General features: G+C 48.1%; 26 protein-coding genes and 1 pseudogene. 11 read left to right on the top strand and 16 right to left on the bottom strand.

Annotated features, from left to right (window positions below):
* Positions 1 to 74: 74 nt before the first annotated feature.
* The 5 genes from ACWQXP_RS02010 to ACWQXP_RS01990 form a co-directional block, all read right to left on the bottom strand.
* The gene (locus ACWQXP_RS02010; RefSeq protein WP_454061165.1) at positions 75 to 845 is read right to left on the bottom strand and encodes a DUF547 domain-containing protein; all 771 of its coding nucleotides are present in this window, start codon (positions 843 to 845) and stop codon (positions 75 to 77) included.
* Positions 846 to 1,208: 363 nt separating this feature from the next.
* Positions 1,209 to 1,538, bottom strand: a complete 330-nt coding sequence (locus ACWQXP_RS02005) for a hypothetical protein (protein ID WP_454061164.1) — start codon at positions 1,536 to 1,538, stop codon at positions 1,209 to 1,211.
* A 608-nt stretch (positions 1,539 to 2,146) separates the two neighbouring features.
* Entirely contained in the window at positions 2,147 to 2,581 is a 435-nt protein-coding gene (locus ACWQXP_RS02000; RefSeq protein WP_454061163.1) for a hypothetical protein, read from the bottom strand.
* 13 nt (positions 2,582 to 2,594) lie between these two features.
* Positions 2,595 to 2,969, bottom strand: coding sequence for a PEGA domain-containing protein (locus tag ACWQXP_RS01995; protein ID WP_454061162.1), 375 nt, complete (start codon positions 2,967 to 2,969; stop codon positions 2,595 to 2,597).
* 96 nt (positions 2,970 to 3,065) lie between these two features.
* The gene (locus ACWQXP_RS01990; protein ID WP_454061161.1) at positions 3,066 to 3,416 is read right to left on the bottom strand and encodes a DUF488 domain-containing protein; all 351 of its coding nucleotides are present in this window, start codon (positions 3,414 to 3,416) and stop codon (positions 3,066 to 3,068) included.
* 113 nt (positions 3,417 to 3,529) lie between these two features.
* On the opposite strand from ACWQXP_RS01990, the gene ACWQXP_RS01985 reads away from it, so the two are divergent.
* Positions 3,530 to 3,793, top strand: a complete 264-nt coding sequence (locus tag ACWQXP_RS01985; protein ID WP_454061160.1) for a hypothetical protein — start codon at positions 3,530 to 3,532, stop codon at positions 3,791 to 3,793.
* Positions 3,794 to 3,800: 7 nt separating this feature from the next.
* Here the strand turns inward: ACWQXP_RS01985 and ACWQXP_RS01980 are convergent, their stop codons facing one another.
* Positions 3,801 to 4,499 (bottom strand): 2OG-Fe(II) oxygenase, encoded by a 699-nt coding sequence (locus tag ACWQXP_RS01980; RefSeq protein WP_454061159.1) that lies wholly within the window; start codon positions 4,497 to 4,499, stop codon positions 3,801 to 3,803.
* A 219-nt stretch (positions 4,500 to 4,718) separates the two neighbouring features.
* Between ACWQXP_RS01980 and ACWQXP_RS01975 the strand changes: the two genes are divergently transcribed.
* Positions 4,719 to 5,153 (top strand): hypothetical protein, encoded by a 435-nt coding sequence (locus ACWQXP_RS01975; protein WP_454061158.1) that lies wholly within the window; start codon positions 4,719 to 4,721, stop codon positions 5,151 to 5,153.
* Between the two features lie 178 nt (positions 5,154 to 5,331).
* Complete coding sequence (locus ACWQXP_RS01970) at positions 5,332 to 6,327, top strand: hypothetical protein (protein WP_454061157.1); 996 nt, start codon at positions 5,332 to 5,334, stop codon at positions 6,325 to 6,327.
* A 65-nt stretch (positions 6,328 to 6,392) separates the two neighbouring features.
* On the opposite strand, the gene def is transcribed toward ACWQXP_RS01970, so the two are convergent.
* The 6 genes from def to ACWQXP_RS01940 all read right to left on the bottom strand — a co-directional run bounded on the left by def (position 6,393) and on the right by ACWQXP_RS01940 (position 11,190).
* Positions 6,393 to 6,932, bottom strand: coding sequence for a peptide deformylase (def, locus tag ACWQXP_RS01965; protein WP_454061156.1), 540 nt, complete (start codon positions 6,930 to 6,932; stop codon positions 6,393 to 6,395).
* 118 nt (positions 6,933 to 7,050) lie between these two features.
* A complete protein-coding gene (locus ACWQXP_RS01960; RefSeq protein WP_454061155.1) occupies positions 7,051 to 7,521 on the bottom strand; it encodes a metallophosphoesterase family protein in 471 nt (156 codons plus the stop codon).
* Positions 7,522 to 7,607: 86 nt separating this feature from the next.
* Positions 7,608 to 8,354, bottom strand: a complete 747-nt coding sequence (locus tag ACWQXP_RS01955) for an SGNH/GDSL hydrolase family protein (protein ID WP_454061154.1) — start codon at positions 8,352 to 8,354, stop codon at positions 7,608 to 7,610.
* Between the two features lie 100 nt (positions 8,355 to 8,454).
* A complete protein-coding gene (locus ACWQXP_RS01950) occupies positions 8,455 to 10,614 on the bottom strand; it encodes a heavy metal translocating P-type ATPase (protein WP_454061153.1) in 2,160 nt (719 codons plus the stop codon).
* 93 nt (positions 10,615 to 10,707) lie between these two features.
* Entirely contained in the window at positions 10,708 to 10,917 is a 210-nt protein-coding gene (locus tag ACWQXP_RS01945) for a copper ion binding protein (RefSeq protein WP_454061152.1), read from the bottom strand.
* A gap of 12 nt (positions 10,918 to 10,929) precedes the next feature.
* Complete coding sequence (locus ACWQXP_RS01940; protein ID WP_454061151.1) at positions 10,930 to 11,190, bottom strand: metal-sensitive transcriptional regulator; 261 nt, start codon at positions 11,188 to 11,190, stop codon at positions 10,930 to 10,932.
* Positions 11,191 to 11,498: 308 nt separating this feature from the next.
* Here ACWQXP_RS01940 and ACWQXP_RS01935 point away from each other — a divergent pair, with 308 nt between their 5' ends.
* From ACWQXP_RS01935 to ACWQXP_RS01900, 8 genes and pseudogenes are all read left to right on the top strand, one after another.
* The gene (locus ACWQXP_RS01935) at positions 11,499 to 11,762 is read left to right on the top strand and encodes a type II toxin-antitoxin system ParD family antitoxin (RefSeq protein ID WP_454061150.1); all 264 of its coding nucleotides are present in this window, start codon (positions 11,499 to 11,501) and stop codon (positions 11,760 to 11,762) included.
* Positions 11,752 to 12,051: a type II toxin-antitoxin system RelE/ParE family toxin gene (locus ACWQXP_RS01930; RefSeq protein ID WP_454061149.1), complete on the top strand. Its 300-nt coding sequence runs from the start codon at positions 11,752 to 11,754 to the stop codon at positions 12,049 to 12,051. The genes ACWQXP_RS01935 and ACWQXP_RS01930 overlap by 11 nt, the downstream gene beginning before the upstream one ends.
* A 294-nt stretch (positions 12,052 to 12,345) precedes the next feature.
* Entirely contained in the window at positions 12,346 to 13,086 is a 741-nt protein-coding gene (locus tag ACWQXP_RS01925) for an IS5 family transposase (RefSeq protein WP_454061148.1), read from the top strand.
* A 161-nt stretch (positions 13,087 to 13,247) separates the two neighbouring features.
* A pseudogene (locus ACWQXP_RS01920) lies at positions 13,248 to 13,415 on the top strand (TetR/AcrR family transcriptional regulator); the annotation flags it as partial.
* Between the two features lie 45 nt (positions 13,416 to 13,460).
* Positions 13,461 to 13,841, top strand: a complete 381-nt coding sequence (locus ACWQXP_RS01915) for a TetR family transcriptional regulator C-terminal domain-containing protein (RefSeq protein ID WP_454062972.1) — start codon at positions 13,461 to 13,463, stop codon at positions 13,839 to 13,841.
* A gap of 81 nt (positions 13,842 to 13,922) precedes the next feature.
* Entirely contained in the window at positions 13,923 to 14,663 is a 741-nt protein-coding gene (locus tag ACWQXP_RS01910; protein WP_454061147.1) for an SDR family NAD(P)-dependent oxidoreductase, read from the top strand.
* Between the two features lie 41 nt (positions 14,664 to 14,704).
* Positions 14,705 to 14,914, top strand: a complete 210-nt coding sequence (locus tag ACWQXP_RS01905) for a hypothetical protein (protein WP_454061146.1) — start codon at positions 14,705 to 14,707, stop codon at positions 14,912 to 14,914.
* 1,052 nt (positions 14,915 to 15,966) lie between these two features.
* On the top strand, positions 15,967 to 17,637 hold the full coding sequence (locus ACWQXP_RS01900) for a GMC oxidoreductase (RefSeq protein ID WP_454061145.1): 1,671 nt from the start codon (positions 15,967 to 15,969) through the stop codon (positions 17,635 to 17,637).
* Between the two features lie 385 nt (positions 17,638 to 18,022).
* Here the strand turns inward: ACWQXP_RS01900 and ACWQXP_RS01895 are convergent, their stop codons facing one another.
* From ACWQXP_RS01895 to amaB, 4 genes are all read right to left on the bottom strand, one after another.
* Positions 18,023 to 18,409 (bottom strand): PIN domain-containing protein, encoded by a 387-nt coding sequence (locus tag ACWQXP_RS01895; protein WP_454061144.1) that lies wholly within the window; start codon positions 18,407 to 18,409, stop codon positions 18,023 to 18,025.
* Positions 18,406 to 18,648: a ribbon-helix-helix domain-containing protein gene (locus ACWQXP_RS01890; RefSeq protein WP_454061143.1), complete on the bottom strand. Its 243-nt coding sequence runs from the start codon at positions 18,646 to 18,648 to the stop codon at positions 18,406 to 18,408. Before ACWQXP_RS01890 ends, ACWQXP_RS01895 begins: the two co-directional genes overlap by 4 nt.
* Before the next feature lie 773 nt (positions 18,649 to 19,421).
* The gene (locus ACWQXP_RS01885) at positions 19,422 to 20,015 is read right to left on the bottom strand and encodes a VOC family protein (RefSeq protein ID WP_454061142.1); all 594 of its coding nucleotides are present in this window, start codon (positions 20,013 to 20,015) and stop codon (positions 19,422 to 19,424) included.
* Between the two features lie 100 nt (positions 20,016 to 20,115).
* Positions 20,116 to 21,636: an L-piperidine-6-carboxylate dehydrogenase gene (gene amaB / locus ACWQXP_RS01880; protein WP_454061141.1), complete on the bottom strand. Its 1,521-nt coding sequence runs from the start codon at positions 21,634 to 21,636 to the stop codon at positions 20,116 to 20,118.
* Between the last annotated feature and the right edge of the window lie 8 nt (positions 21,637 to 21,644).

Here is a 21,644-nt window from a genome sequence, read left to right as displayed (position 1 = left end):
CCGCTGAGTACCGTACCACCAGGGCAATCTGAGATCGTCGAAAACTGGACTCGAGTTCGTAACCTTCAATCGCATCAAAGCTCATTGAGATCCCAGTTATAATCCAAATAAGAGATATGAAGCTTTTCGTTCTTTAACGTAGCTTGCACTTTATCAGGAGCAAATGGAGTGACGAATGTCATCACTCCGCCCTTTGCATCAAAATCCTCTTTAAACCATTTGAATATCGACGAGAGATAGATACGATTTTCTCCATTCTCGACACGAAGCCCTTTCTCCGTATTGGCGAGAAACGTCCGCATTTGATCATCGAGCTGGACATCCAGTTGTTTCACTGTATAGGCTTCTTTTCGAAGATCCGGGCAACTGACCGAGGTGCAAACAATGGCCACGTGAATTCGCGGCTCGCCCAACTTACGTAAAATGTCATGTTCGATTTCATTGAGGGTTCTCGTTATTCCTCCGACCGTGCCAACATCTTTTTTCCAAACAGACTGAAAAAAACTTCCGGCATCTTTAATGCTCTCAACCGGATAGTGATCAAGTACCATCTTCACGGCCATAACATTGTATACGTTAATCCAAAAAGCCAGCTTGTCTTGCTTCGTTTCTACGTTTGCCAGCGAGACCGCTTCTAAATCTTTCACCAAAGCCCTATAATCGGGATCTTTTCCAAGCTTCTGATAATCCACTGCATGAATATTCACCCCATCAATCGTGACCTCCGCCACGTATTTCTTTAACAAGTCATCCCATTTTGAAAAATCAAAAGCCCAAGCAGTCTGTGCAGTAAAAACCACAACGACTATAAACGTGAACATCCATTTTGCGAAATGAGACTTCATACCTCTACTCTCCTTTATCTATAATCTCTCCACACTTGACCACAAACCGACAACGCTTGCCTTGAGACAAAATACAGATGGCCTCTCATTGTTGAAGTCTGAAAACAACGAGAAACATTACAGGTTGCGAGAGAATGAAAAGAAACGGTAAAGCAGAATAAACTTGACAAACGAGTCCGTTCACTCAAAAACACATCTAAAGGAATGTTTATTGTTACAAAGAAATGCGACGAGGAAGGCAGTAACTAGTAGAAACGCAAAATCGATTGGCTGCTCAGCTATCGAAAGTCTCGCTTGGTAAAACAGGCGAGTCAACTAATCCTTTTCCCTCTATCTAATCGGGAGATAACGAATTACAATCGATCACCGAGTAAGATAATGACCAGAAGGATGCACTTGGCTCGCATTATCGAGCTGCTCATCAATAGCTGGAAAACTCGGTTTCGTGGTCGGCGTTTCTCGTGGATTCGTATCAATTCTTGGAGACGTCCACTTGAAGGACCGGCTATGCGGTGGTTGAGAAGATTGACCACGCAATCGATCAAAAGTTTGTTCCACCATCCCTGAGGACGGCAAACGAACGATTCCCTGAGAGGCCATTCCCGGCATCGCATCACCCTGCCCGGCTTGACACAGTAAAGGTACTCCAGCCCCCAATAGCAACACTGTGGCCATAAATAATGAATTCTTCATAATATCTTCCCCCTACTGGATGAACATGAGACTGAAACAGAATAATAATCCATAGCCACGACATGCAATGAATTCTTGGATATTAGCACATTGTTTATAGGTGATATCGCAGCAATATATTTGCCATAGAGGTGAGGGAAGAAACCATTTAATAAATTGCATGAAACTACAGATAGTTAGACGACTGAAGGAGCAGGAAATACATAGTCTATTCGACATCGAGGTGAAGGAGGAAGCCTACAGTCAAGAACGGGAAACCTACAGCTAAGCTCAATGAAAAGGCTAGGAGAAGGGGAAATTTGCTTTAAACGGAAAATTTAAACAACCTTTTGATTTGTGACATGAAATGATCTACGAGTTCATGGCGAACCTTGTCTCTGTCGTTCATACGTTTCGTAGGATTTATGTTCGACACATGCAGGAGAATTTCTGGAAGGATCCCGTAAACACTGCTGTCCTTTCTCATACTGCATGGAATCATAGATGGATTTTTCTACATTCATACCACAACCACCACTCATCATAACCACGACCGGTGCGAGCAGGGACACACAAAATCGAATGAGACATTGAGATTGTGACTTCATTGTGATGACCAGAAAAAATCCCTACAAATTTTCAGCTAACCACCAGGCAAGTATCGGTAAGCCCAACCCGCTCAAGATCACCAAACTGCCACCGACCATCAATGCACGCCCCCTCATCCTGACACTGGAACTTTTCATGATCGGCGTATCAACCATCACCCTGGATCCGAGTGACGGGAATGGTGGAGCCACTCGAAACTGATTGCCTTGATAGAGCAGATAAGTGCCAATTCCTATAGCCGGAAACCCGGCCGCCATCGCAATAAATACGAGGAGAAAGGTCGATGTATCAAATGGTTCCTGCGGAGCTTCTTGCGATACGGATTTGAGTTCTTGAATAGACGAATCCGTAAATTGCAGAAGGAGGGGCCCTAAAAAAATAAGGCCGACAACAATCCCGAAAACGATCCAGCGGTATGTCGTTGTCACCTGAGAGGATTGAGAAAATGCTGACATGAGACGTCACCCGTTAACATTTTGACTTGCTTCCAGCCGGTAACAGAACATACTTGTAGTCATCCTCTAATCGTGCACTAAAAAAATAGGGAACGATACCTGGGATCAAGAGAGCCAAGGAAAGATCAGCACGATAGGCAGACTCTATCTTGGTTTCGACTTTCTTACAGCCTGGCCGCTCGATTTCCAGAAAATAGATCTTGGGAATTCCTGCGCGCGTATTGTAGTAAATTGGGGTTTCACCGTATGGCGCCCCATTCAGCATCACCTGCGCACCGGGAGGATCGGTATTGATTCGAGAAGTCTGAAGACAGCCTTGAATACACAGAAGACAAATAAGCACGAAGGCGGTCAGACCTGATGTGCGGGTCCTTCGAAACAGTTGCATACCCTCTCCCTTCGCTGCCTTGGAATAATACAGTTAACCTTTACCGCTTGTAGCATAGCGATTGCCGATACTCAAGAAACCCCGTCGGACGCAGATTCACCAATCATGCTCTACGTATTCCTTTAAGGCAACCGCATTATTATAGCGCTCTTCTTTTGACGCATACACGAAGGTCACTGGTGCCGTCTTTGCCTGTACACGAATCTCCTTTATGACGGATGGATTCTGAGCCAATTCTGTAAAGTACCGTGTTTTAAATTCATGCCACTTCTCTGGATCATGACCAAACCACTTCCGTAAGGTCGTTGATGGCGCAGCGTCCTTTAACCAAAGATCAACATGAGCTTGAGCTTTTGAAAGTCCACGAGGCCAAAGCCGCTCAACCAGCACACGATAGCCATCATTTTTGCTCGGCGTCGCATAGACTCGCTTTAACAAGATTGGCATTGGTAGTATCAACCATGAACAATGTTCTTTGAACAATCACACACACCAACACTGTCTACCATCTCGCTGCGACCAGCGACATGACAACCAACAAGGTATCGCAACTATTTATTATGAAAATACTTCATCTTGGGCTCTTATTCTTTGCGGCACTCGGCACACTCATCGGTGCGATGTATTTACGGGGATTCCTTGCTGACTTCCTGACCTTCTTTTTTAACTCGTATATGATGATGGCTGGAACCAGCGGAGGTGATAGTATCTGGATCATTGCGCAGATCATTTCTACGGCTGCCGTACTCTGGCTGCTCTCTATGCTATGGAAAGATTTTGGGAAACCTCAATTCGATGCACTGATGGAAAAATCTCATGGCTAAAAAATGCTTACGAGGCATTATGGAAAATAATTCCCAATACCCATCGTTCACCAGAATGGATTCGACTCACGCCATGTCGAACACTCGCTCGCAACATTCCCCGTTTTCCCTCAACGGGTCGTTCATAGACCGGAAAGATGACCAGGTCGCCTTGATCTGGGGTAAGCACGGCAACTGTAGATTGTTGTCTTGGACGATTTTCAACCAACACAAATTCCCCACCCTCAAAGTCTTGTCCCTTTTGACTCAGCATCACCATTACCTGAAGGGGAAAGACCGTCGGGCCATAGAGATCACGGTGTAAACGATTCATTCCCCCTGTTTCGTAATGCAAGATCAAAGGCGTAGGTTGGGTCTGCCCCTGTGCGTGACATTGCGCGAGAAATTGCGTAAGCGTATTGGGATACCGATACTCTTGACGCATAGCTTCCATCAGATGATTCGCCATTGGAACCAACCCTCGATACAACTCCGTTCGAAGTTGAGCTATTAGCGGAGGAAGCGGCTCTGCAAAATATGCGTAGTCTCCCACGCCAAAGTTATACCGCTCCATGACAATACGTTTTCGAAAATTCCTATCATCCCGATAATGTTGTATAAGGTCCAAACATGCACGCTGGCCCAGGACCTTTGGGATCTGCACATTGCCGAGAGACTGGAACGTCTGCTCAACTACTTTCCAATCAGAACTAATAGGCATAGTCATCAATTTTCACCGGCATAAGAAGATCCCACGTGCAAGCAATGAATAAGGTTGTTTTCCCCTACTTGTCTCATAATTCTCCATAATCTCGACATTCTATCATCCGGCCTTTATGCTGGTAACGCAAATCGCCTTGTACACAGACTGACAGACATGATTTAATACAATCAGCAAGTCTGCCTCTCTACTCCACGATGTCTTTCTCTCTGCGAGGTCATGCTCATGCCTCCATTTTTTTCATTTGTCCAGATCACGACAACGGCTCTAGGCGTTTCCCTTTGCCTGCTCTTTAGTGTGTCCGGCCATGCATTGGAAACAGAGCCTCATCCCCTTGATACCTTTTTAGATCATGTACTCGACTTTCATGAACCTACTGGCATTCGAGGGAAACTCCGTTATATTGAAGTCGAAGAAGAAATTATTTGGCTCGATTGGGAGAAACGATCAGATGATCGCCCGCTTTTTACCAAGGATTGGCAATTGGTTCCCGGTGAACCGACTCTCGCCGTTCACCCGACGAACACGACCCAATTCGAAGAACTGCAGACGCTGCCTAAGGGAACGGCTATTGAACTCATCATCAAGGATGACGGGAAAGGCCATCGCCACATTCTCTCATTTCGTGACATGTCCACTCCTCCCAAAATACCACTGTAATTGATCGATCTCTGTACATTGCCATAAGATACTCACAAGAACGATTATGAATAGCCCATTGGGACCAACCTTATGCCTGAGCAAAAGTTTCATCCCTTTGCATCACTTAATCAATACGGTATTCTAAAATAAGACAATCGTGTTCATGCCTATCATCAATAAGCACGATACCTCACTTATGCACACACGACATGCATCAACACCTCAACAAGCCATGTATGCGGGAATCCTTTTCATCCTCCTGTCGCTGACATCAATCAGCGTTGAGCCAACACACGCGGCTCGTCCGTTTTGGACAAAATCGTCGTCGTATATTGAAGGCGAATTTGTCTATCTTGTCGGCATGGTTTCAAACATGCACTCTCTACCAGAAGCCAAACAACAGGCCTTAGTCCACGGGAAGCTTGAATTGATGAATTTTGCGAAAATCTCTGAAATCGACGCAGAACAGTTGGTCTTGGAGACTCGTCATTCTTATGTCGAAAAGAATCCCAATGGATCTGTGAATGTGTTTCAACTTCTCCGCATTCCTACATCGGCGGTCCTAGAAGCGCAAACACGCCTTCATGCCCAGCGCCAAGCACAAGCCGCTAAGCTCGAAGCCTCTCAAGAGCAACTCGCCAACATTCAGAACATGTTGCTCACGAGACAGCAGACCATCGATGAACAGACCGCTTCGATTGATACGCTCCTTGGCCACATCACCGAAAAACAACAGGGATATACTCAAAAAACACAAGAAATTGATCAACGGCAAGCAGAGATTTCTCAGCTTGAGCTGACCATAGAAGAAAAGTTTGCCTCAATTGACGACCAGATGAAGCAGGTCAGCCATCTCCTACAGCAATACAAAACAAAGGGTGAGGCACAAACAATCAAACTCAACAGGTTGAAAGAGGAAGAAGCAAAACTTCAGGAGAATGAAGAAGAGATTCAACGGATACAACAGGCCGTTCTTACTCGTCTCAAAAAAACAGGAACGATGGCCTGCCAATATATTTCACCTGGCATGGAACCGGCTGACGTCAAGAAGGTCTTGGGAAATCCTTCAGGAGAAAAACATTCCTACGCTAATGAGCGTTACGACACCTGGGCTTACGGCACATCGAAAGTCAACTTCGATGCACAAGGCGTGGTGGAGTCCGTCGCCGGCTGCCAGAACCAAACACCATAGCTGAACAAGAAACTCCGTAAATGCCATGGAAGCGGATGGGGCAAAAACAAGAATGAGGCTGACCTCTATGAGGTCTTCAGCCAAAACTGTTGATATTCATGAAGATGTGTCAATGTCGAAAGATCAGTCATCCGATCTAAAAAGATTTCACCATTTAAATGGTCAATTTCATGTTGCAGAACACGAGCAAAAAACCCCTCAGCTGTAAAATCGACGGTTCGCCCTTCTCGGTCGATCGCCTGAATATGAACAGAGGTCCATCGAGGCACGCGACCCCGTAAATCTGGCACACTTAAACAGCCCTCCCAATCATCATTCGTCTCGGAGGAATGATCGACAATTTGCGGATTGATCAAAATCGTCAACGGGACTTGAGGATAGTCCGGATAACGAGGGTTATGGGGATCAACTTCTATGGCAATGGCACGCTGCAAAACATGAACCTGAGGGGCAGCAATTCCAACGCCATGAGCATCGCGCATGGTGTCAACAAGATTTTCCAAAAATGTTTGAAAGTCGTGGTGAGCACAGGCTCCCGCCGTCAAGACTTCAGTCCCAGCCCGAATGGCTGGATGTCCTAACCGAGCAATTTTTAATAGCGCCATTTAAAAACCTCTTACTCAGTATATTCGAGCAATCGACTTCACGTAGCAATGCATCAAAAATATCCCGTCACTATGTCGTCGAGCAAAACACCAAACACAAATCGCCGTTCAAGACAACCTATGCGGTCAAGTCGACAATATCATAGGCAAGTTTGTGACGGCCCACATAAAGATGCGCCACGGTGACGGGCAGTCGAAATCGACGCGGCCCTGCACTCCCTGGATTTAAGAACAAGACACCCTCACGATACTCCGCTTGTGGTTTATGGGAATGCCCGTAAATAATAGCGCTTAACTTTGCCGTAGCTGGATCCAGATCAAGATGCGCAAGCTCATGCAGAACATACAAGGAGTGCGAACCAACCTCAACCACCTCAGTAAGAGGGATCTCCTGCCCCCAACCTTCTTGATCATTGTTCCCGCGCACAACCAACACCGGAGCAATTTCTCGCAAGGCTTCAAGAACCTTAAGATGACCAACATCCCCAGCATGAATGATGAACTTGGAACCTTCCAATGCTTCGAGCGCTTCTGGTCTCACTAACCCGTGAGTATCTGAGATCACCCCTATCGTCGTTATGGTTTTCATTGTGCTTCCAAAGAATTTTAGGAGAAATTTTTAGTCAAAACAAATTTCGGATCTCACAGAATCTCTAGGTTTTGTAAAACTATCTATCAACTCACGAACTCTGCCTGCACGAAAAGACTCCTCACATGTTGAGCTAATGCTCTTCCTAACACTTGATGGGCTTCGATTTCCCAATGAACACCATCAACCAATGATGACTGAATAATCGTTCCTGCATCAAAAAACTCGCAGCCCAATTGCGCTGCGACTCCGCGATAATGCTCAGTAAGAATGGCAGACTTCGTATCGGCTCCTTGGAATAAACCCGAGGGATGGATATCACCTTTTACCACTGGAGGAACCACCAGTAATAAAATCGGAGCCATCCCTTTAGACGACCGATAGGTGGTTAACACCATTTGCCCTAATGTCCGCACGCCCTGAGCGATTTGTTCCGCACGGCGGTCAAAACAGGTTTTCAGGTCATTGGTACCCAACAAGATAATGACAAGATCCAATGGCCGATGAACATGCAAACACTGTGGTAAGGCTAGCCTTCCATTGCATCCATGCTGATCGGGATCATCTAAATCAGTCGTACGTCCATTACGACCTTCTTCTATAATGACAAACCCTTGACCCAGCTCTTCTTGAACAACACCAGGCCATCGTGACCGAAACGGATAGCGCAATCCTGAACCTGGCTGTGAACCCCATGTATTCGAATCGCCGAAACACAAAATTTTTATTCCTGATTTTTTCGGCCAGATCCTGACAAACGGTTTCATCACGTATTGATCCCATCCAAGCATCAGAAGCCGAAAAATCTTAACACCAATTATCTGATTCTTCATGAACAACAGCCTGCGTTCATATAAATAGTAGATTTTGAAATGGGTCAAGAAATTGGGTGACAGAGAAAGATGGCCTCAGGTCAGGGAAAAGTCGTAGAGATCACTTGAATTGTCGTAAACGAAGAGAGTTCATGACGACCGAGACACTCGAAAATGCCATGGCCCCGGCGGCCATCATGGGATTGAGAAAACCAGCGGCAGCCAAAGGAATGGCAGCCACATTATAAAAGAATGCCCAAAATAAATTTTGTCGAATGGTCTTGAATGTTGCACGTGCCAATTGAAGCGCTGTCACGACTAACGTTGGCTCGCCAGACATTAGGACAATGTCTCCCGCCTCAATCGCCACATCAGTTCCGGTGCCGACAGCGATACCCAAATCAGCAGTGCTCAGTGCAGGCGCATCATTAATGCCGTCCCCGACGAAGGCCACGGCCTTCCCTTCTGTCCGCAATCGATTGATATGAGCAGCCTTCTCATCCGGCAACACTTCAGCAAGAACATCGGTCATCCCCACCTGTTTAGCAATGGCCTCGGCTGTCTGACGATTATCCCCCGTCAACATCACTGTATCTGAACCCATGCTGTGTAAATCCATAGCCGTTTGTGAAGCCGTTTCACGAACAGTGTCCGCCACGGCCAAGATCCCATGGACGGATCCCTCCCATCCAGCAAGAAACGCGGTTTTCCCCTCTTGTTCCCAGTCCTTTAAAATAGTCAGATAGTCACTGGGAATCTCTAAGGCATGTTCCACCATCAGCTCTCGTTTTCCTACGATCACCTGAATCCCTTCGACTCTCCCGACCGCCCCTTTTCCTGTGACACTATCTAAGCTCTCAGGTGTGCCAAGCTCGATATTTCGTTGCTCCACCCCAAGCGCGACGCCTTTTCCTATCGGATGCCCACTCGCCGCTTCAATCGTGCCAACAAGGTATAAAAAACGTGCTTCGTCCTCATCCGTTTTCACATTCGTGAGGGTCATCGCTCCATGCGTCAAGGTCCCAGTCTTATCAAATACTACCGTATCTATCACTCGAGCTCGTTCAAACACCTCTGCATTTTTAAAGAGAATCCCAAGCTCGGCTCCCCGACCGCTCCCAACCATAATGGCCGTTGGCGTGGCAAGCCCCAACGCGCAAGGGCACGCGATAATCAGCACGGCTACACCATTGCGGATAGCCGTGGCCAGATCACCTGTCCCGAACCACCAACCCGTCAATACCGCAAGAGCGATGAAAATCACGACAGGAACGAACACGCCGGAAATGCGATCAACCATTTTTTGTACAGGGGCTTTTGAGGCCTGCGCATCTTCCACGAGTCGAATAATTTTGGCTAAAGCCGTATGACTGCCAATCTTCGTGACCTCAATTTCTAGCCGTCCCTGTTGATTGATCGTAGCACCAAATACATTGTCTCCAACCTGACGATCCACGGGGATCGACTCACCTGTCAACATGCTTTCGTCGATAGAAGACTGTCCGGCGAGTATTTTCCCGTCTGTCGGTATCTTCTCTCCCGGAAACACAATCACATGATCACCAGGCTGAAGCTCTGAAGCCTGAATCATGACCTCTCGATCATCTCGAATAACCCGAGCTTCCTTGGCGCCTAATTCAACCAAACGGGCAATGGCCTGCGAAGCCCGTCCTTTTGCTCGCGCCTCAAAATAGCGCCCTAACAAAATGAGGGTGACAATCATCGCCGAGGTTTCAAAGAAGATCTCGTGTTCAGTGAATAACGCCCAGACCGAATACCCCCAGGCCGTCAGCGTGCCCACCGAAATCAGCGTATCCATCGTCGCATCGAACGTCGCTAAACGCTTGAGAGTGAGTTGATGAAATTGCCAGCCAAAAATGAAGACAACCGGCGTTGCTAAAATCAGTTGCGCTATGCGAGTCGCCAGAGATTCGGTCATGGCCATGGCCAACACCATCAGCGGCAGTGTAAATACCGCAGAAAGGATGAGCATACGCCGCTGCTTGAGTGCCTCCTGCGAATACCGCTCAACAATACTCTCTCGTTCTTCATCTGGATTAATGGGTTGGATGTCATAACCAATTTTTTCAATGGCCGCTTGCAAGCCGGTGACGTCAATCCCAGGGGCAAGTACCGCGCGGGCTTCATGACCTGCGAAATTCACTGTAGCGTCATGAACCCCGTCTTGTTTGGCGAGAACTCGCTGGATACGACTCGCACACGATGCGCAGGTCATTCCCTTCACATCAAAATTCACGGTTTCAAGGACTTGTTGAGTCATAATTTTCCTACAAGACTAACGTCGTATCTCGTTTTCCATTTGCACTTCTTGCGCCTCACGCTTCACAAATGACGCCTCACGTTTTTCGCTGCGTCAACTCCCAATTGTATACCCCTGATCCTCAATGGTTTTAGTAAGAATCCCCTGTTGAACTTTCGAGTCGTCAAAACTTACATCCACGGTTTTCTCGGCAACGTGTACCTCCACAGTACTGACGCCCTCGACAACCGTTAATGCCCCTTCGATTGATTGCTTGCAATGATCACAAGAAATATCAGGGACGGAAAGTGTGACATTTGCCATCAGATTTCTCCTTTACTTGTTAATTGGGCCAGTGACTTTATTCGTATACCGTAACGTTTCTAATAACTCATCGACAATTTCTTCTGAGCGGCCTTCTTTCACCGCATGCATCACGCAAGTTTCAATATGATTTTGAAGCAGAATTCGATTGACTTTTTCCAACGATCCCTGCAGTGCCGAGACCTGCTTCATGACTTCCGGACAGTATCGTTCCTCCTCAACCATATTGATCACCGCCTCGATGTGACCACGCACCGTCTTCAATCGGTTCATGGCCGTCTTCTTATGTTCGTCTTTCATAGACACATCATATCCCACCCCAGGTGGGGTAGGTCAAGAGCTCAACCTTACTGTCTCACAGAATTTCATATATCACATGAATAATACGCTGACTTCTTTCATTTTAATACTCCTGTTTTTTGAGGCAAAACTTGGCGAACGAAGCCGGGAATAATCAATTCTTGAATTCTTTAATACAATCCACTGGGTCCAGAAAGTCGATGTACCGTTGTAGCCTTGCTAGAAAATATTGGCAAAAATTGTCATAATCTGCCATACTGCAAGGGAAAGGAGGCATGATTATGGCGACGATGAATATTTCCGTTCCCGATCCTATGAAGGACTGGGTCGAAGCTCAAGTTGAAGAAAGAGGACAATATAGTAGTGCGAGCGATTATGTCCGTGATCTGATCCGTCGTGACCAAAACGAGCAGGATCAAATCAAAGCCCTGCAAACTGCCATAACCAAGGGAATTGAAAGCGGGGTTAGTGATCGTAAAGTAGAAGATGTTATCAAAGAGGCCCGCGCCAAGGCCAAAGCCAAGGCTGCAAAACATGGCCTATAAACTTACACCCGAAGCCGAAAACGATTTGGATATTATTTATGATTATAGCTTTTTTACATTCGGTGAGGTTCAGGCTGACAAATACGCTCAAGAATTAATACATTGGATTTCCATCTTGGCACAAACGCCGCTTATCTGCCGCGAGCGTTCTGAATTTGACCCGCCAGTTCGCATCTATCAGCATAAAAGCCACCTAATCATTTATACGATCAAAAGCTCTGACATTCTCATTATCCGGATCCTCCATAAGAACATGGATCCTCCGCGTCACTTACCATCTGCTGAATAGCTCTCTCTTTACGTTGTCTACGAAATAAAATGTACTTCGTCTTTACTGACCGGCACGTCTACAAATTGCTGGCAAATCTCACTGAGATCGTCCGTGCGAAAAAAAGGAAAATGTCTCCTTTTTCCAACCTTATCATAACTTGAAAACACAACTTCTGCTGCTGGGCTACGCAATCGGTTTTGACTGCGAATGAAGAGAAGGTACTTCATGCATGGCTAGATATATTATAGAACCCTCTGCAAAAGTGAATGGATTCTGTCGAATAGCCTCATGCAAACCACGATGAGGTACAAGATGAAAACGAAGAAGTTACGGATTGAGTGGTTTCTCCAGGAGATGGATCAGGTCGTGCCGTGGGAGGAAGTGATCCAACCCTCTTACAAGAGTCCCGGCGGTCGTCCGCCGCACGAGCTGCGGGTGATGCTGCGCATTCATTTTCTCCAACTGTGGCATAACTTGAGTGATCCCCTGATGGAAGAAGCCTTGTATGATCGACTCAGCTTCCAGGCCTTTCTGGGGTTTGACTGTTTTGGTGGCGTGATTCCCGATGAGAGCAGCCTCTGTCGGTTTCGGCATCTTTTGGAAGAGCATGGGCTGTCGCAAAAGCTCTTAGAGCAGGTCAACGACCATTTAGCCACCCATGGGCTGGTGCTGAAAGCCGGGCCGGTTGTGGATGCGACGTTGTTGGCCGCGCCGGTGAGTAAACAAAACATTCGAAAGGAACGGGACCCGGAGATGAGTTCGACCCGCAAGAATAACACCTGGCATTTCGGGGCCAAAGGGCATATCGGGGTGCAGGCACAAGAGCTGCCGATTATTCATTCGACAGAATTGACCACGGCCAAAGTACATGACGTTCAGATGCTGAAGGAGTTGCAACACGGAGATGAACAAGCGCTGTTTGGGGATAGCGCGTATCCCAAGCAAGCGGACAAACACCAAGCCTCCTCAATGAAACTTCTGCTTTTCACGCTCCTGATCATCTTCTATGTCTCGTGGCCACTCTCATTGATCAAATCATCGCCAGCGGCCTAGCAGCGCTATTTTCAAGATACCATGGCCACAGGTGGTTGAAAGATTCTACGTGACCCTAAAACACTCAGATCGTTTCTTGGGTTACACCCAACCATACAGCAAAAATACCAAATGATAGAAAGTACTTGCCTTCAATATACGACCGGTCGTATATTAAATGAATGGCAAGACCAAGACTAAGCGAAACCACCCGTCACCGCCTCTTGGAGGAAGGCGTCGCCTCGTTCCTTGTACAAGGCTATCACGGGACGGGTATCAAACAGGTACTAGACCAGGTAAAGGTGCCAAAAGGCTCGTTCTACAACTACTTCAAGAGCAAGGAGGACTTTGTTGCCGCGGCCATTCAGCATTACGCGGACTGCTTTGGTGAAAAAATGACGAAGGAGCTTGCCGGGGCTCCGGATCCACTGACGGGGCTTCGCAGGTTCTTTGAGACCTTAATGACAGATTTCGAAGCTGAAGGCTATGTTGGAGGGTGTCTCATCGCTAACCTAGGCGGAGAACTCGAAGGCAACGATGTCTGTCGAGAGACACTGGCCTCGGCGTTTCGGAACTGGCGCAACACAACAAAGGACGCCCTACGGCAAGGGCAACAACTTGGCCTCGTGCGCAGCGATGTCGATGCCGGCGAGCTTGCTGATTTGCTCACCGAGGCATGGGAAGGCGCCGTGATCCGTATGAAACTAGAGCGGTCTATAGCACCCCTCCATCGAGTCGTGGACCGGCTGCTCGGGGACTACTTTAAGCCGAAGTAGGGTTGCATTTTTTTTAACCATATAAATAGACGACCGGTCGTATATTAAATAATTCAACTAATAAAAAAAAGGAGCACTACGATGAACAACAACACCCGAACCACCACCATTATCACTGGCGCATCGAGCGGTATCGGCCTAGATCTTGCGCGAGCCCTCCTAAACAAGGGAGGCAATGTGGTCATCAACGGCCGCAACTCAGAGAAGCTCTCGGCTGTTGCGGCAGAATTAGACGCCGAAGACCGGATAGCATCAGTGGCAGGCAACATCGGCAACAGCGAAACGGGCATAGCCTTGGTACGCGCCGCGGTCCGGCGTTTCGGACGAGTGGACGTGCTGGTCAACAACGCTGGGACGTTCGCCCCCAAGCCTTTCGTCGATGTCACCGAAGAGGAGCTCGATGGCTACCTACACGGCAACCTACGCGGGACGTATCTGATGACCCAGGCCGTAGTTCGGCAGATGAAGCTGCAGGGCGGCGGCGGCGCCATCGTTAACATCGGGACGGTGCTCATTAATCACGCTATCGGCAGATTCCCCGCATCTGCACCATTGGTCAGCAAGGGTGGCGTCCATGCGTTGACCGTCAGCCTCGCGGCGGAACTCGCGGCGGACAACATCCGCGTCAATATGGTCGCACCGGGCGTAGTGCGGACGCCACTGCAAGGAGATGATGTCGATGCGTACGGCGGCCTCGCGCTTCTGAACCGCGTTGGTGAAAGCGAGGAAATCTCCGAGGCGGTTCTCTATCTTATCGAAGCCGCCTTCGTCACCGGCCACATCTTGCCAGTCGATGGCGGTTTCATCACCGGCCGTTCTTGAGCATGGCCTTGAGACAATCACAAATCGAAGGGAGCGGAAACATGGACCCAACGATCAACAACGAATACCCAGCCGTCGCTCAGGCACTCGGCACGTATTACGACGGCCTTATCATGGCGATACAGCGATGCTACGGCTACGTGACGGTATCCAATGGCGAACTGCTACACCTAGACATGAAGTCGTACCTATCCAAGGTCGAAGCCCGCGAGCATGGGAGAGCCTTACGGCTATACCCTCGAATCCATTGAATTCGCGGGGGCGATGACGGTCTCAGTTCGCATGCGTTCTTCGATGCTCGGGAAAGACTTCATCGACTTTTTGTCTTTGATAAGGGAAGGGTTGCTGACAAGTGGCGCATCATCTCAAAGGTGTTCCCCTATGAGACGCAAGAAAACAGGGGGCAAAGCACTTGCTTCACTATATATTTCATCACCATTCTCAGCCGAGCGGCAAAACGCAACCCCGGTCACTTCTTCCATCGGACTTGGTAGGGATATCATTCATCGAACCATCAGGACGCGACTAGAAATAGGTCACAATGTCTTCAAGTTTGACGTTGGTCAAGATGACAAGAAAGGCATGATAGAAGCAAGGATCATGAAAGCCCGCTGCCAGGCTCGGCTCCAATTCAACTCATGGTATGTAGCATGCTCATAATCCGTGGCGAGCAGGGTATGAAAACAATGTAGTGAGTAATGTATTCAAAAAAAAATCGGCTTGACCCTATTTTTACAGTTTCAGAATTGCTTGAGTCTCGGTTGAAAAGCGGACATTCATCGAAGACTAAAACCGTCACGAAACCGTCTGATGTCGGCCCAGGCTGTGTGAAAACTCCGCAGGAGAGTATAATGGCACTTTCCCACGGAGGTGTGACGAATGAGCGGTCATTCCTCGCGGCGGGTACTAGAGACCTCTTTTGCTGGTAAATAGTAATACCCGTTTATCTATTCAGAATTAATCGATTAAAAATCAAGTGGGCTTTTGGCCTCTTTTATTGTGATGTGCTTGTTTTCGCAGTGGTTCCGACTGCTTTTATCCAGCAATTTCTGCAGAAAGAATTGGTTGGCAATTTGAGCCGACACAACGATCATCTGGTATTATCCGGTTTCTGAATATCATATGTAAATGTCGTGTTATCCTTAAGAAGCAGAGACAGCAAAGCCGTATGTGTCAAAAATGTAATAACTGGCTCGGAGACATCCAGAAACTCGTTAATCACTTGTTAGGCTAGGCCACCTCCTGATCGAGCGTTTATTCTAACTGCCAGAGTACGATACACTGAAACTCAGGGAACACAGAGATGCCATTTCAGAACAATTACGTAAATTTGGTTGCACAGAAAACCCACGCTCATACCCGTTTAATTCGAGACTATGACGGCGCCGAGAGAGACTTTGATTATATTATTGTCGGTTCCGGTATGGGCGGCGGTATCTTAGCCGACGACCTGGCTGACCGAGTAGGTCACAGCCATCGCATTCTGATGCTGGACGCTGGTTCGTTCATTTATCCAACACACGTCTACAACATCAGCCGCATACCAAACTCTGCCGTAGCCAATCATTTTGGTGTCGACAATTTCAAACAGTCGCCGACCGACCATCAGTTCATTGGCGGCAAGCCACAATTGGCTTTCGGCGGGCGTTCCATCTTTTGGTCTGGCCTGATCCCACAGGTCCAGGCCTGGGAACTGGACTTTTTCCCGGATAACGTACGCTCAGCTTTATCTTCGAACTACTTTGACTTGGCCGCTGACCGGATGAACGAGTCCATCTCGTTGGGTGATAAGGCGAAGAAATTGGTGGAGCATTTCCGCAATAGTCCTCTGAACAGTGATTTTGATATAAAAGAGACGCCTCGCGCTCTACACCAGCCCTATCTCAATCGCGATGGCACACCGCGGGATCAGTTCTTTGTGGAGCCGACGGGCGTATTTAATACCGCCGAACTGCTCATCAACCAGGTAGGCTTAACGCCCGGTGTCGATCAAAATGGCGAAGGTCTCTTCATCAAACTTAATAGCTTCGTGGAGGCCATTAATGACGTCCCTTTTGGATGGTATGAAGTCAGCACCACCAACACAGTCACAGGGGAACAACTCAGCTTTTACACCCCAAAAGTTGTGATTGCCGCTGGCTCTACGGAGAGTCCGAAACTGATCAATCGTTCCGCGATTTACCAAAGTCTGCCCGATCGTGTAAGGGGGCTTATAGGCTTTGGGTTGACGGATCACCCCGTGACGGGTGAGTCACAGGCTTATGTCTCGTCGTTGGGAAATAGTCCACGCATCTCTCTTAGTCGCCGGGATCACGCCAAGATCATCTTCTACTCACGCGGCAAGTCTGACGCCAGTGGTCATTTGATCTATCCCTTCAATATCGAGATGAACATCAACCACGAATATTGGCACCTTCGAAACAACGACCCCTCCGCGGAACCAGTCGCTGACAATACCAGCAAGACCCGCGTAGACATAAAGTTCAGCTTCGCGAATTGTTTGGATGATTTCAACGGCATTTTCTCGCACGCCAACGACGGGTACACGCCCGACGTTCGCTTCAAGCGCTTTTCTTCGCTAGATGATCTGTTGCAATCACGATTCCCAGCGCTCGCAGGCTGGCAAAAGAGCCGTGAGGAGTTTTTCAAATTACTCAACGAGACTCGAAATCGTGTGTTTGAAGAATTCAACGATGTGGACTGGATTACCGGTGAGTATGGCGGCGGTAATGACGAACAATGGCCTTTCGGTTGGGGAACTGTGCATCATGCCTGCGGCACCTTGCGGATGCCCTGGAAGCCAAACCGCAACGCAAGCTTTAACCACGAGTCTGTTGTGGACGAAAATCTCAAGGTCCGAGGCTCCACAGGCCTCTATGTTTGCGACATGTCCGTCATGCCAATCAGCACGGCCGCGAATCCCGTTCGTACTCTTGCAGGCCTAGCCTTGCGCCTCTCGCGACATTTGGGCTGAAAGAGTCAGCAGCGTCGGAGGCAACTACTGCCCCGCCATACAGACACCTGTCATGAGATAGGATCGGCGCTCCCAAGTCGGAGCAAAGCGGCTGTTGAGCGAACTCTAACGCCGACTGTCACGAGTACGAGAGTAAGAATGTGGAATACCACTAGCCCAGTGAAATACGACCACTGCTCGTCTGAAACGGCAAATTTGGGTGAAATATCAACAATCCAATCCCTTAGCAGCGTGTATAGAAGAATCTGGCTGAGTGCAGCTAGGTAGAACGCCACATAGCCTGCCTTCCAGGCCGAGCACCAGGCCGAGCACGACAAAATAATGAAGTGAGCAATGTATTCAAAAACAAGCGTCTTGCCCCCTCACCCTTGCCCCGAATAGAAACCTATCTCTTTTTGTAAGCAGGGGTAAGACTCTTGAACATGGGGTAGTGCTTGACATTGAGAGTTTTCAAATCAAGAGTGTATCTGACGGCAGTCGCTGCAATTAAAGCATCCGGAACTTCAACTGAATGGGACTTGCCGAATTGGCGAACCCAATCCCCAGCGTTCTCAGCAATGATTCGAGTCACATCAAATAGAGGAATAACAGAGAGGAATTCTTCAAGTGCTTGCTCTTCGTCTTTCCCTCTCATGCCTGCTCGAATTTCTGCAACTGAAATAACCGACAGTCCGACAACATCGAGATTGGTTTCTATGAAATTACTGGCTGCGTCAAGACCTTTGAGGTAATCGATGATGACATCTGTGTCAACGAGAAATCCACGCTTCAATTTTTGGTCCTTTGGCTCCAGCCTTTGCGAAGGTCACGCAAGGTAGGAAAGTCTTTTCTATCACGCCAAAGGCCTCGTATTTTTCTGAGGCGAACTAAACGCTGAGAAGGTGCATACTTTTCAATCAATTCATCGACGGCTTCTCGAATAAGCTCGCTTTGCTTGACTCCACGAGTGCTCGCTATAGCTTCTAGCTGATCCTTCTCATTCTCGGTTAAGTAGATTTGGGTTCGTATCATTCATTCTACCTGCTTACATATACTACTAATGTATACATTAGTAGTATATGTCAAATACTTTTGTCAAGGAAGTAAAGACAGTCAAAGGGGACAAGACAGTAATTTCACTATATCTCTCTAACCTACCCGACAGAGCGGATCAACACCTATAGTGAACACAGACCGCATGAAGTTACGAGGAGCGTCTCCGTATACCAATTATAAGCCTACGGCCGAAAACTCTACATACAAACTGTCAACTTAACGGGGAAGCTTACACATCCATTCAAGTACTAAAATTGTCACAAAAGGATTGGAGATCGGCCAGATGCAGACATTCGCCAAACTTCAGAGGACGGTCAAATTGAATCGTCCTAGAGTTTGGGGTAGATTGCCCCAGAGACGTTAAATGTGGACTCTCAAATAAGGAAAAAGGGGACATTCTCCTTTTTTGAACAGCAAATTGGTGTCGTGATCAAACCTTCCGAGGTCATCCACAAGGTCAGGCTCGCCGCAAGTCTCAACTGCGTAGCGGTTCGTTATGTCCATTCCCTCCGCCCAAACGGTGTGCCACGATTGAGCACATAATAGTAAAGGCCTCCAATTGAGGCGAGAGAGGTCTGAGGGAATTGGCTGATGCGACCGTAACTGCTGACGAGAGGGCCAGGAAAGAGGAGAATGTCCCCTTATTCCGCTTTGGATCGTTTTGAGTCGGTCGTCATCATTCCGCTTTAGAGATATGATATCCCTTTTTCTTCACTCCTGAAACCCAATATTCATACCAAGGAAGAAATTTACTGCACCGTCGATTGCATCAGACGATTGGCCTGTGGCGGCGAAAACCCTTGATAGCCATTGTGACGTTCCGTGAGTTCTAAGACTGAAAATGGTTGACTTTCTACTTTTTCTGGCACGGTGAAAATTTGCCGTAAGTCTTCTCCCCGCTCACCAATTACGGCTCCGGCAAAGCCAATGCCTCGCTTTTGAGATGCCTCTATTGCTTGATCAATATCCTGGACAAGGATAGCGATGTGGTGAAGGGTTCGATCTCCAAAGGTGTTAACCCACCCTGGGATGATACTGGTTTTCCCGCGCTCATCGTCATAGGCTTGGTCAACAAACAAGGCTGGATACCCTGAGGCTCGATACACTTTGGCCCACCAATCTTCATAATGAAGCGTTTCAGAATAGGCATAGCCAAGCTGCAAGAATGCTTCAGCTCGCTGATCAATATTCAATGTTCGAACCGTAATATGGTCGATGACCGGAAACACACCCACCCCAACTTCATTCAACCCCTCAGCAAAAACTCGCGCAGCCTGATTGCGTGACACATACTCATCGACAAGCTTGAGAACCGTTGTTTCCAACTCAGGTGTGGCTGCCATGGTTGAACCTCCTTTTCGTATCTCGTCTTTCGTGAAGCGTATCTCGTAGGGAATTAAAAAATGGACAACTACGATACAATGTACGATTCTAAGTAGGCCATCAATCCAAAGAGAATGTGATGCCTTGGGCAAGTGGCAGGTCCGTACCCCAATTGATCGTATTTGTCTGTCGACGCATGTAGGCTTTCCAGGCATCCGACCCTGCTTCTCGGCCTCCACCCGTTTCTTTCTCTCCTCCAAACGCTCCACCGATCTCTGCTCCAGAAGTCCCAATATTCACATTGGCGATTCCGCAATCACTCCCTGTGGCCGCTAAGAATTGTTCCGCATGTCGCATATTCAAGGTGAACAGTGCAGACGACAATCCCTGAGGCACAGCATTTTGTAATGCGATCGCTTCATCGAAGGCACGAAACGTCATGACATACAGAATCGGAGCAAATGTCTCACGCTGCACGATCTCCCATTGATTTTCAGCCCAGGCAAGCGTTGGTTCGACAAAAAACCCTGGCGGCTCGCATACCTGACCGCCATACAGAATTTCTCCGCCAGACTTTTGGATTTCGCCAAGTGCGCGTTGATAGGTACTGACCGCCTGCTGATCAATGAGCGGTCCCATCAAGACCCCTTCATCCAAAGGATTCCCAATACGGACTTGCTCATACCCATTAATTAATCGTGAGACCACATCTTGGTACCGAGACTCATGCACAAGAAGCCGTCGTGTTGAGGTACACCGTTGACCGGCAGTCCCGACGGCCCCAAACACAATGCCTGGTATAGCAAGAGCCAAATCAGCCGTTTCATCAACAATCACCGCGTTATTCCCGCTTAATTCGAGCAAGGTGCGTCCAAGCCGCTGGCCAACGATTCCTGCCACATGGCGTCCAACCGGGACAGAACCCGTAAAGGAAATGAGCGGAACACGCGTATCTGCAACCATCTGTTCAGCCAGTTCGTTCTTGTCGGTAATGAACAAGGAAAAGATCCCAGCATAGCCTTGCTCTTCCATCACACGATTGCAGATGTGCTGCACGGCGATCGCAGTCAATGGAGCTTTCGGGGACGGTTTCCAAATGACCGTGTTTCCGGCAATCGCCGCGATACAGGCATTCCATGCCCAGACAGCCACAGGAAAATTAAAGGCACTGAACACGCCGACCACCCCTAACGGATGCCACTGTTCATACATTCGATGATTCGGCCGTTCTGAATGCATAGTCTTACCATACAACATGCGACTCTGACCTACGGAAAAATCTGCCATATCAATCATTTCTTGAACCTCGCCATCGCCCTCAGCCTTAATTTTCCCAACTTCCATCGAGACTAAACTTCCCAGCGCATCTTTTTTCTCGCGAAGCGCCTGGCCGATGAGCCGGACCACTTCTCCTCGTTTGGGAGCCGGCACTTTTCGCCATTGCTGAAATACACGCAACGACTCTTGAACGATCATGCCGTAGTCTTCGGCCGTACACAGATTAACCTGTGCAATGGGCTCACCGGTTGCAGGATTCAGAGAACGCAGCACTCCAGCATTGGAAGCTTGAGTCCATTTTCCGGGACCAGCACATCCTCCAGAATTCTGAGACTGAAGACCAAGTTCTGCCAAGATATTCATAATATGAC

Source organism: Candidatus Nitrospira salsa, from assembly GCF_965152625.1.
This window is presented reverse-complemented; position numbering and strand designations above follow the sequence as displayed.

Bases quoted from the DNA above. Each gene is read 5' to 3' on its own strand.
- ACWQXP_RS01990 (WP_454061161.1), bottom strand. From the start codon at position 3,416: ATGCCAATCTTGTTAAAGCGAGTCTATGCGACGCCGAGCAAAAATGAT.
- ACWQXP_RS01890 (WP_454061143.1), bottom strand. From the start codon at position 18,648: ATGATACGAACCCAAATCTACTTAACCGAGAATGAGAAGGATCAGCTA.
- ACWQXP_RS02005 (WP_454061164.1), bottom strand. From the start codon at position 1,538: ATGAAGAATTCATTATTTATGGCCACAGTGTTGCTATTGGGGGCTGGA.
- ACWQXP_RS02000 (WP_454061163.1), bottom strand. From the start codon at position 2,581: ATGTCAGCATTTTCTCAATCCTCTCAGGTGACAACGACATACCGCTGG.
- ACWQXP_RS01900 (WP_454061145.1), top strand. From the start codon at position 15,967: ATGCCATTTCAGAACAATTACGTAAATTTGGTTGCACAGAAAACCCAC.
- ACWQXP_RS01975 (WP_454061158.1), top strand. From the start codon at position 4,719: ATGCCTCCATTTTTTTCATTTGTCCAGATCACGACAACGGCTCTAGGC.
- ACWQXP_RS01885 (WP_454061142.1), bottom strand. From the start codon at position 20,015: ATGGCAGCCACACCTGAGTTGGAAACAACGGTTCTCAAGCTTGTCGAT.
- ACWQXP_RS01930 (WP_454061149.1), top strand. From the start codon at position 11,752: ATGGCCTATAAACTTACACCCGAAGCCGAAAACGATTTGGATATTATT.
- ACWQXP_RS01905 (WP_454061146.1), top strand. From the start codon at position 14,705: ATGGACCCAACGATCAACAACGAATACCCAGCCGTCGCTCAGGCACTC.
- ACWQXP_RS01910 (WP_454061147.1), top strand. From the start codon at position 13,923: ATGAACAACAACACCCGAACCACCACCATTATCACTGGCGCATCGAGC.
- ACWQXP_RS01950 (WP_454061153.1), bottom strand. From the start codon at position 10,614: ATGACTCAACAAGTCCTTGAAACCGTGAATTTTGATGTGAAGGGAATG.
- ACWQXP_RS01940 (WP_454061151.1), bottom strand. From the start codon at position 11,190: ATGAACCGATTGAAGACGGTGCGTGGTCACATCGAGGCGGTGATCAAT.
- ACWQXP_RS01985 (WP_454061160.1), top strand. From the start codon at position 3,530: ATGAAAATACTTCATCTTGGGCTCTTATTCTTTGCGGCACTCGGCACA.
- ACWQXP_RS01945 (WP_454061152.1), bottom strand. From the start codon at position 10,917: ATGGCAAATGTCACACTTTCCGTCCCTGATATTTCTTGTGATCATTGC.
- ACWQXP_RS01925 (WP_454061148.1), top strand. From the start codon at position 12,346: ATGAAAACGAAGAAGTTACGGATTGAGTGGTTTCTCCAGGAGATGGAT.
- ACWQXP_RS01970 (WP_454061157.1), top strand. From the start codon at position 5,332: ATGCACACACGACATGCATCAACACCTCAACAAGCCATGTATGCGGGA.
- ACWQXP_RS01960 (WP_454061155.1), bottom strand. From the start codon at position 7,521: ATGAAAACCATAACGACGATAGGGGTGATCTCAGATACTCACGGGTTA.
- amaB (WP_454061141.1), bottom strand. From the start codon at position 21,636: ATGAATATCTTGGCAGAACTTGGTCTTCAGTCTCAGAATTCTGGAGGA.
- ACWQXP_RS01955 (WP_454061154.1), bottom strand. From the start codon at position 8,354: ATGAAGAATCAGATAATTGGTGTTAAGATTTTTCGGCTTCTGATGCTT.
- ACWQXP_RS01995 (WP_454061162.1), bottom strand. From the start codon at position 2,969: ATGCAACTGTTTCGAAGGACCCGCACATCAGGTCTGACCGCCTTCGTG.
- ACWQXP_RS01980 (WP_454061159.1), bottom strand. From the start codon at position 4,499: ATGACTATGCCTATTAGTTCTGATTGGAAAGTAGTTGAGCAGACGTTC.
- ACWQXP_RS02010 (WP_454061165.1), bottom strand. From the start codon at position 845: ATGAAGTCTCATTTCGCAAAATGGATGTTCACGTTTATAGTCGTTGTG.
- ACWQXP_RS01915 (WP_454062972.1), top strand. From the start codon at position 13,461: ATGACGAAGGAGCTTGCCGGGGCTCCGGATCCACTGACGGGGCTTCGC.
- def (WP_454061156.1), bottom strand. From the start codon at position 6,932: ATGGCGCTATTAAAAATTGCTCGGTTAGGACATCCAGCCATTCGGGCT.
- ACWQXP_RS01935 (WP_454061150.1), top strand. From the start codon at position 11,499: ATGGCGACGATGAATATTTCCGTTCCCGATCCTATGAAGGACTGGGTC.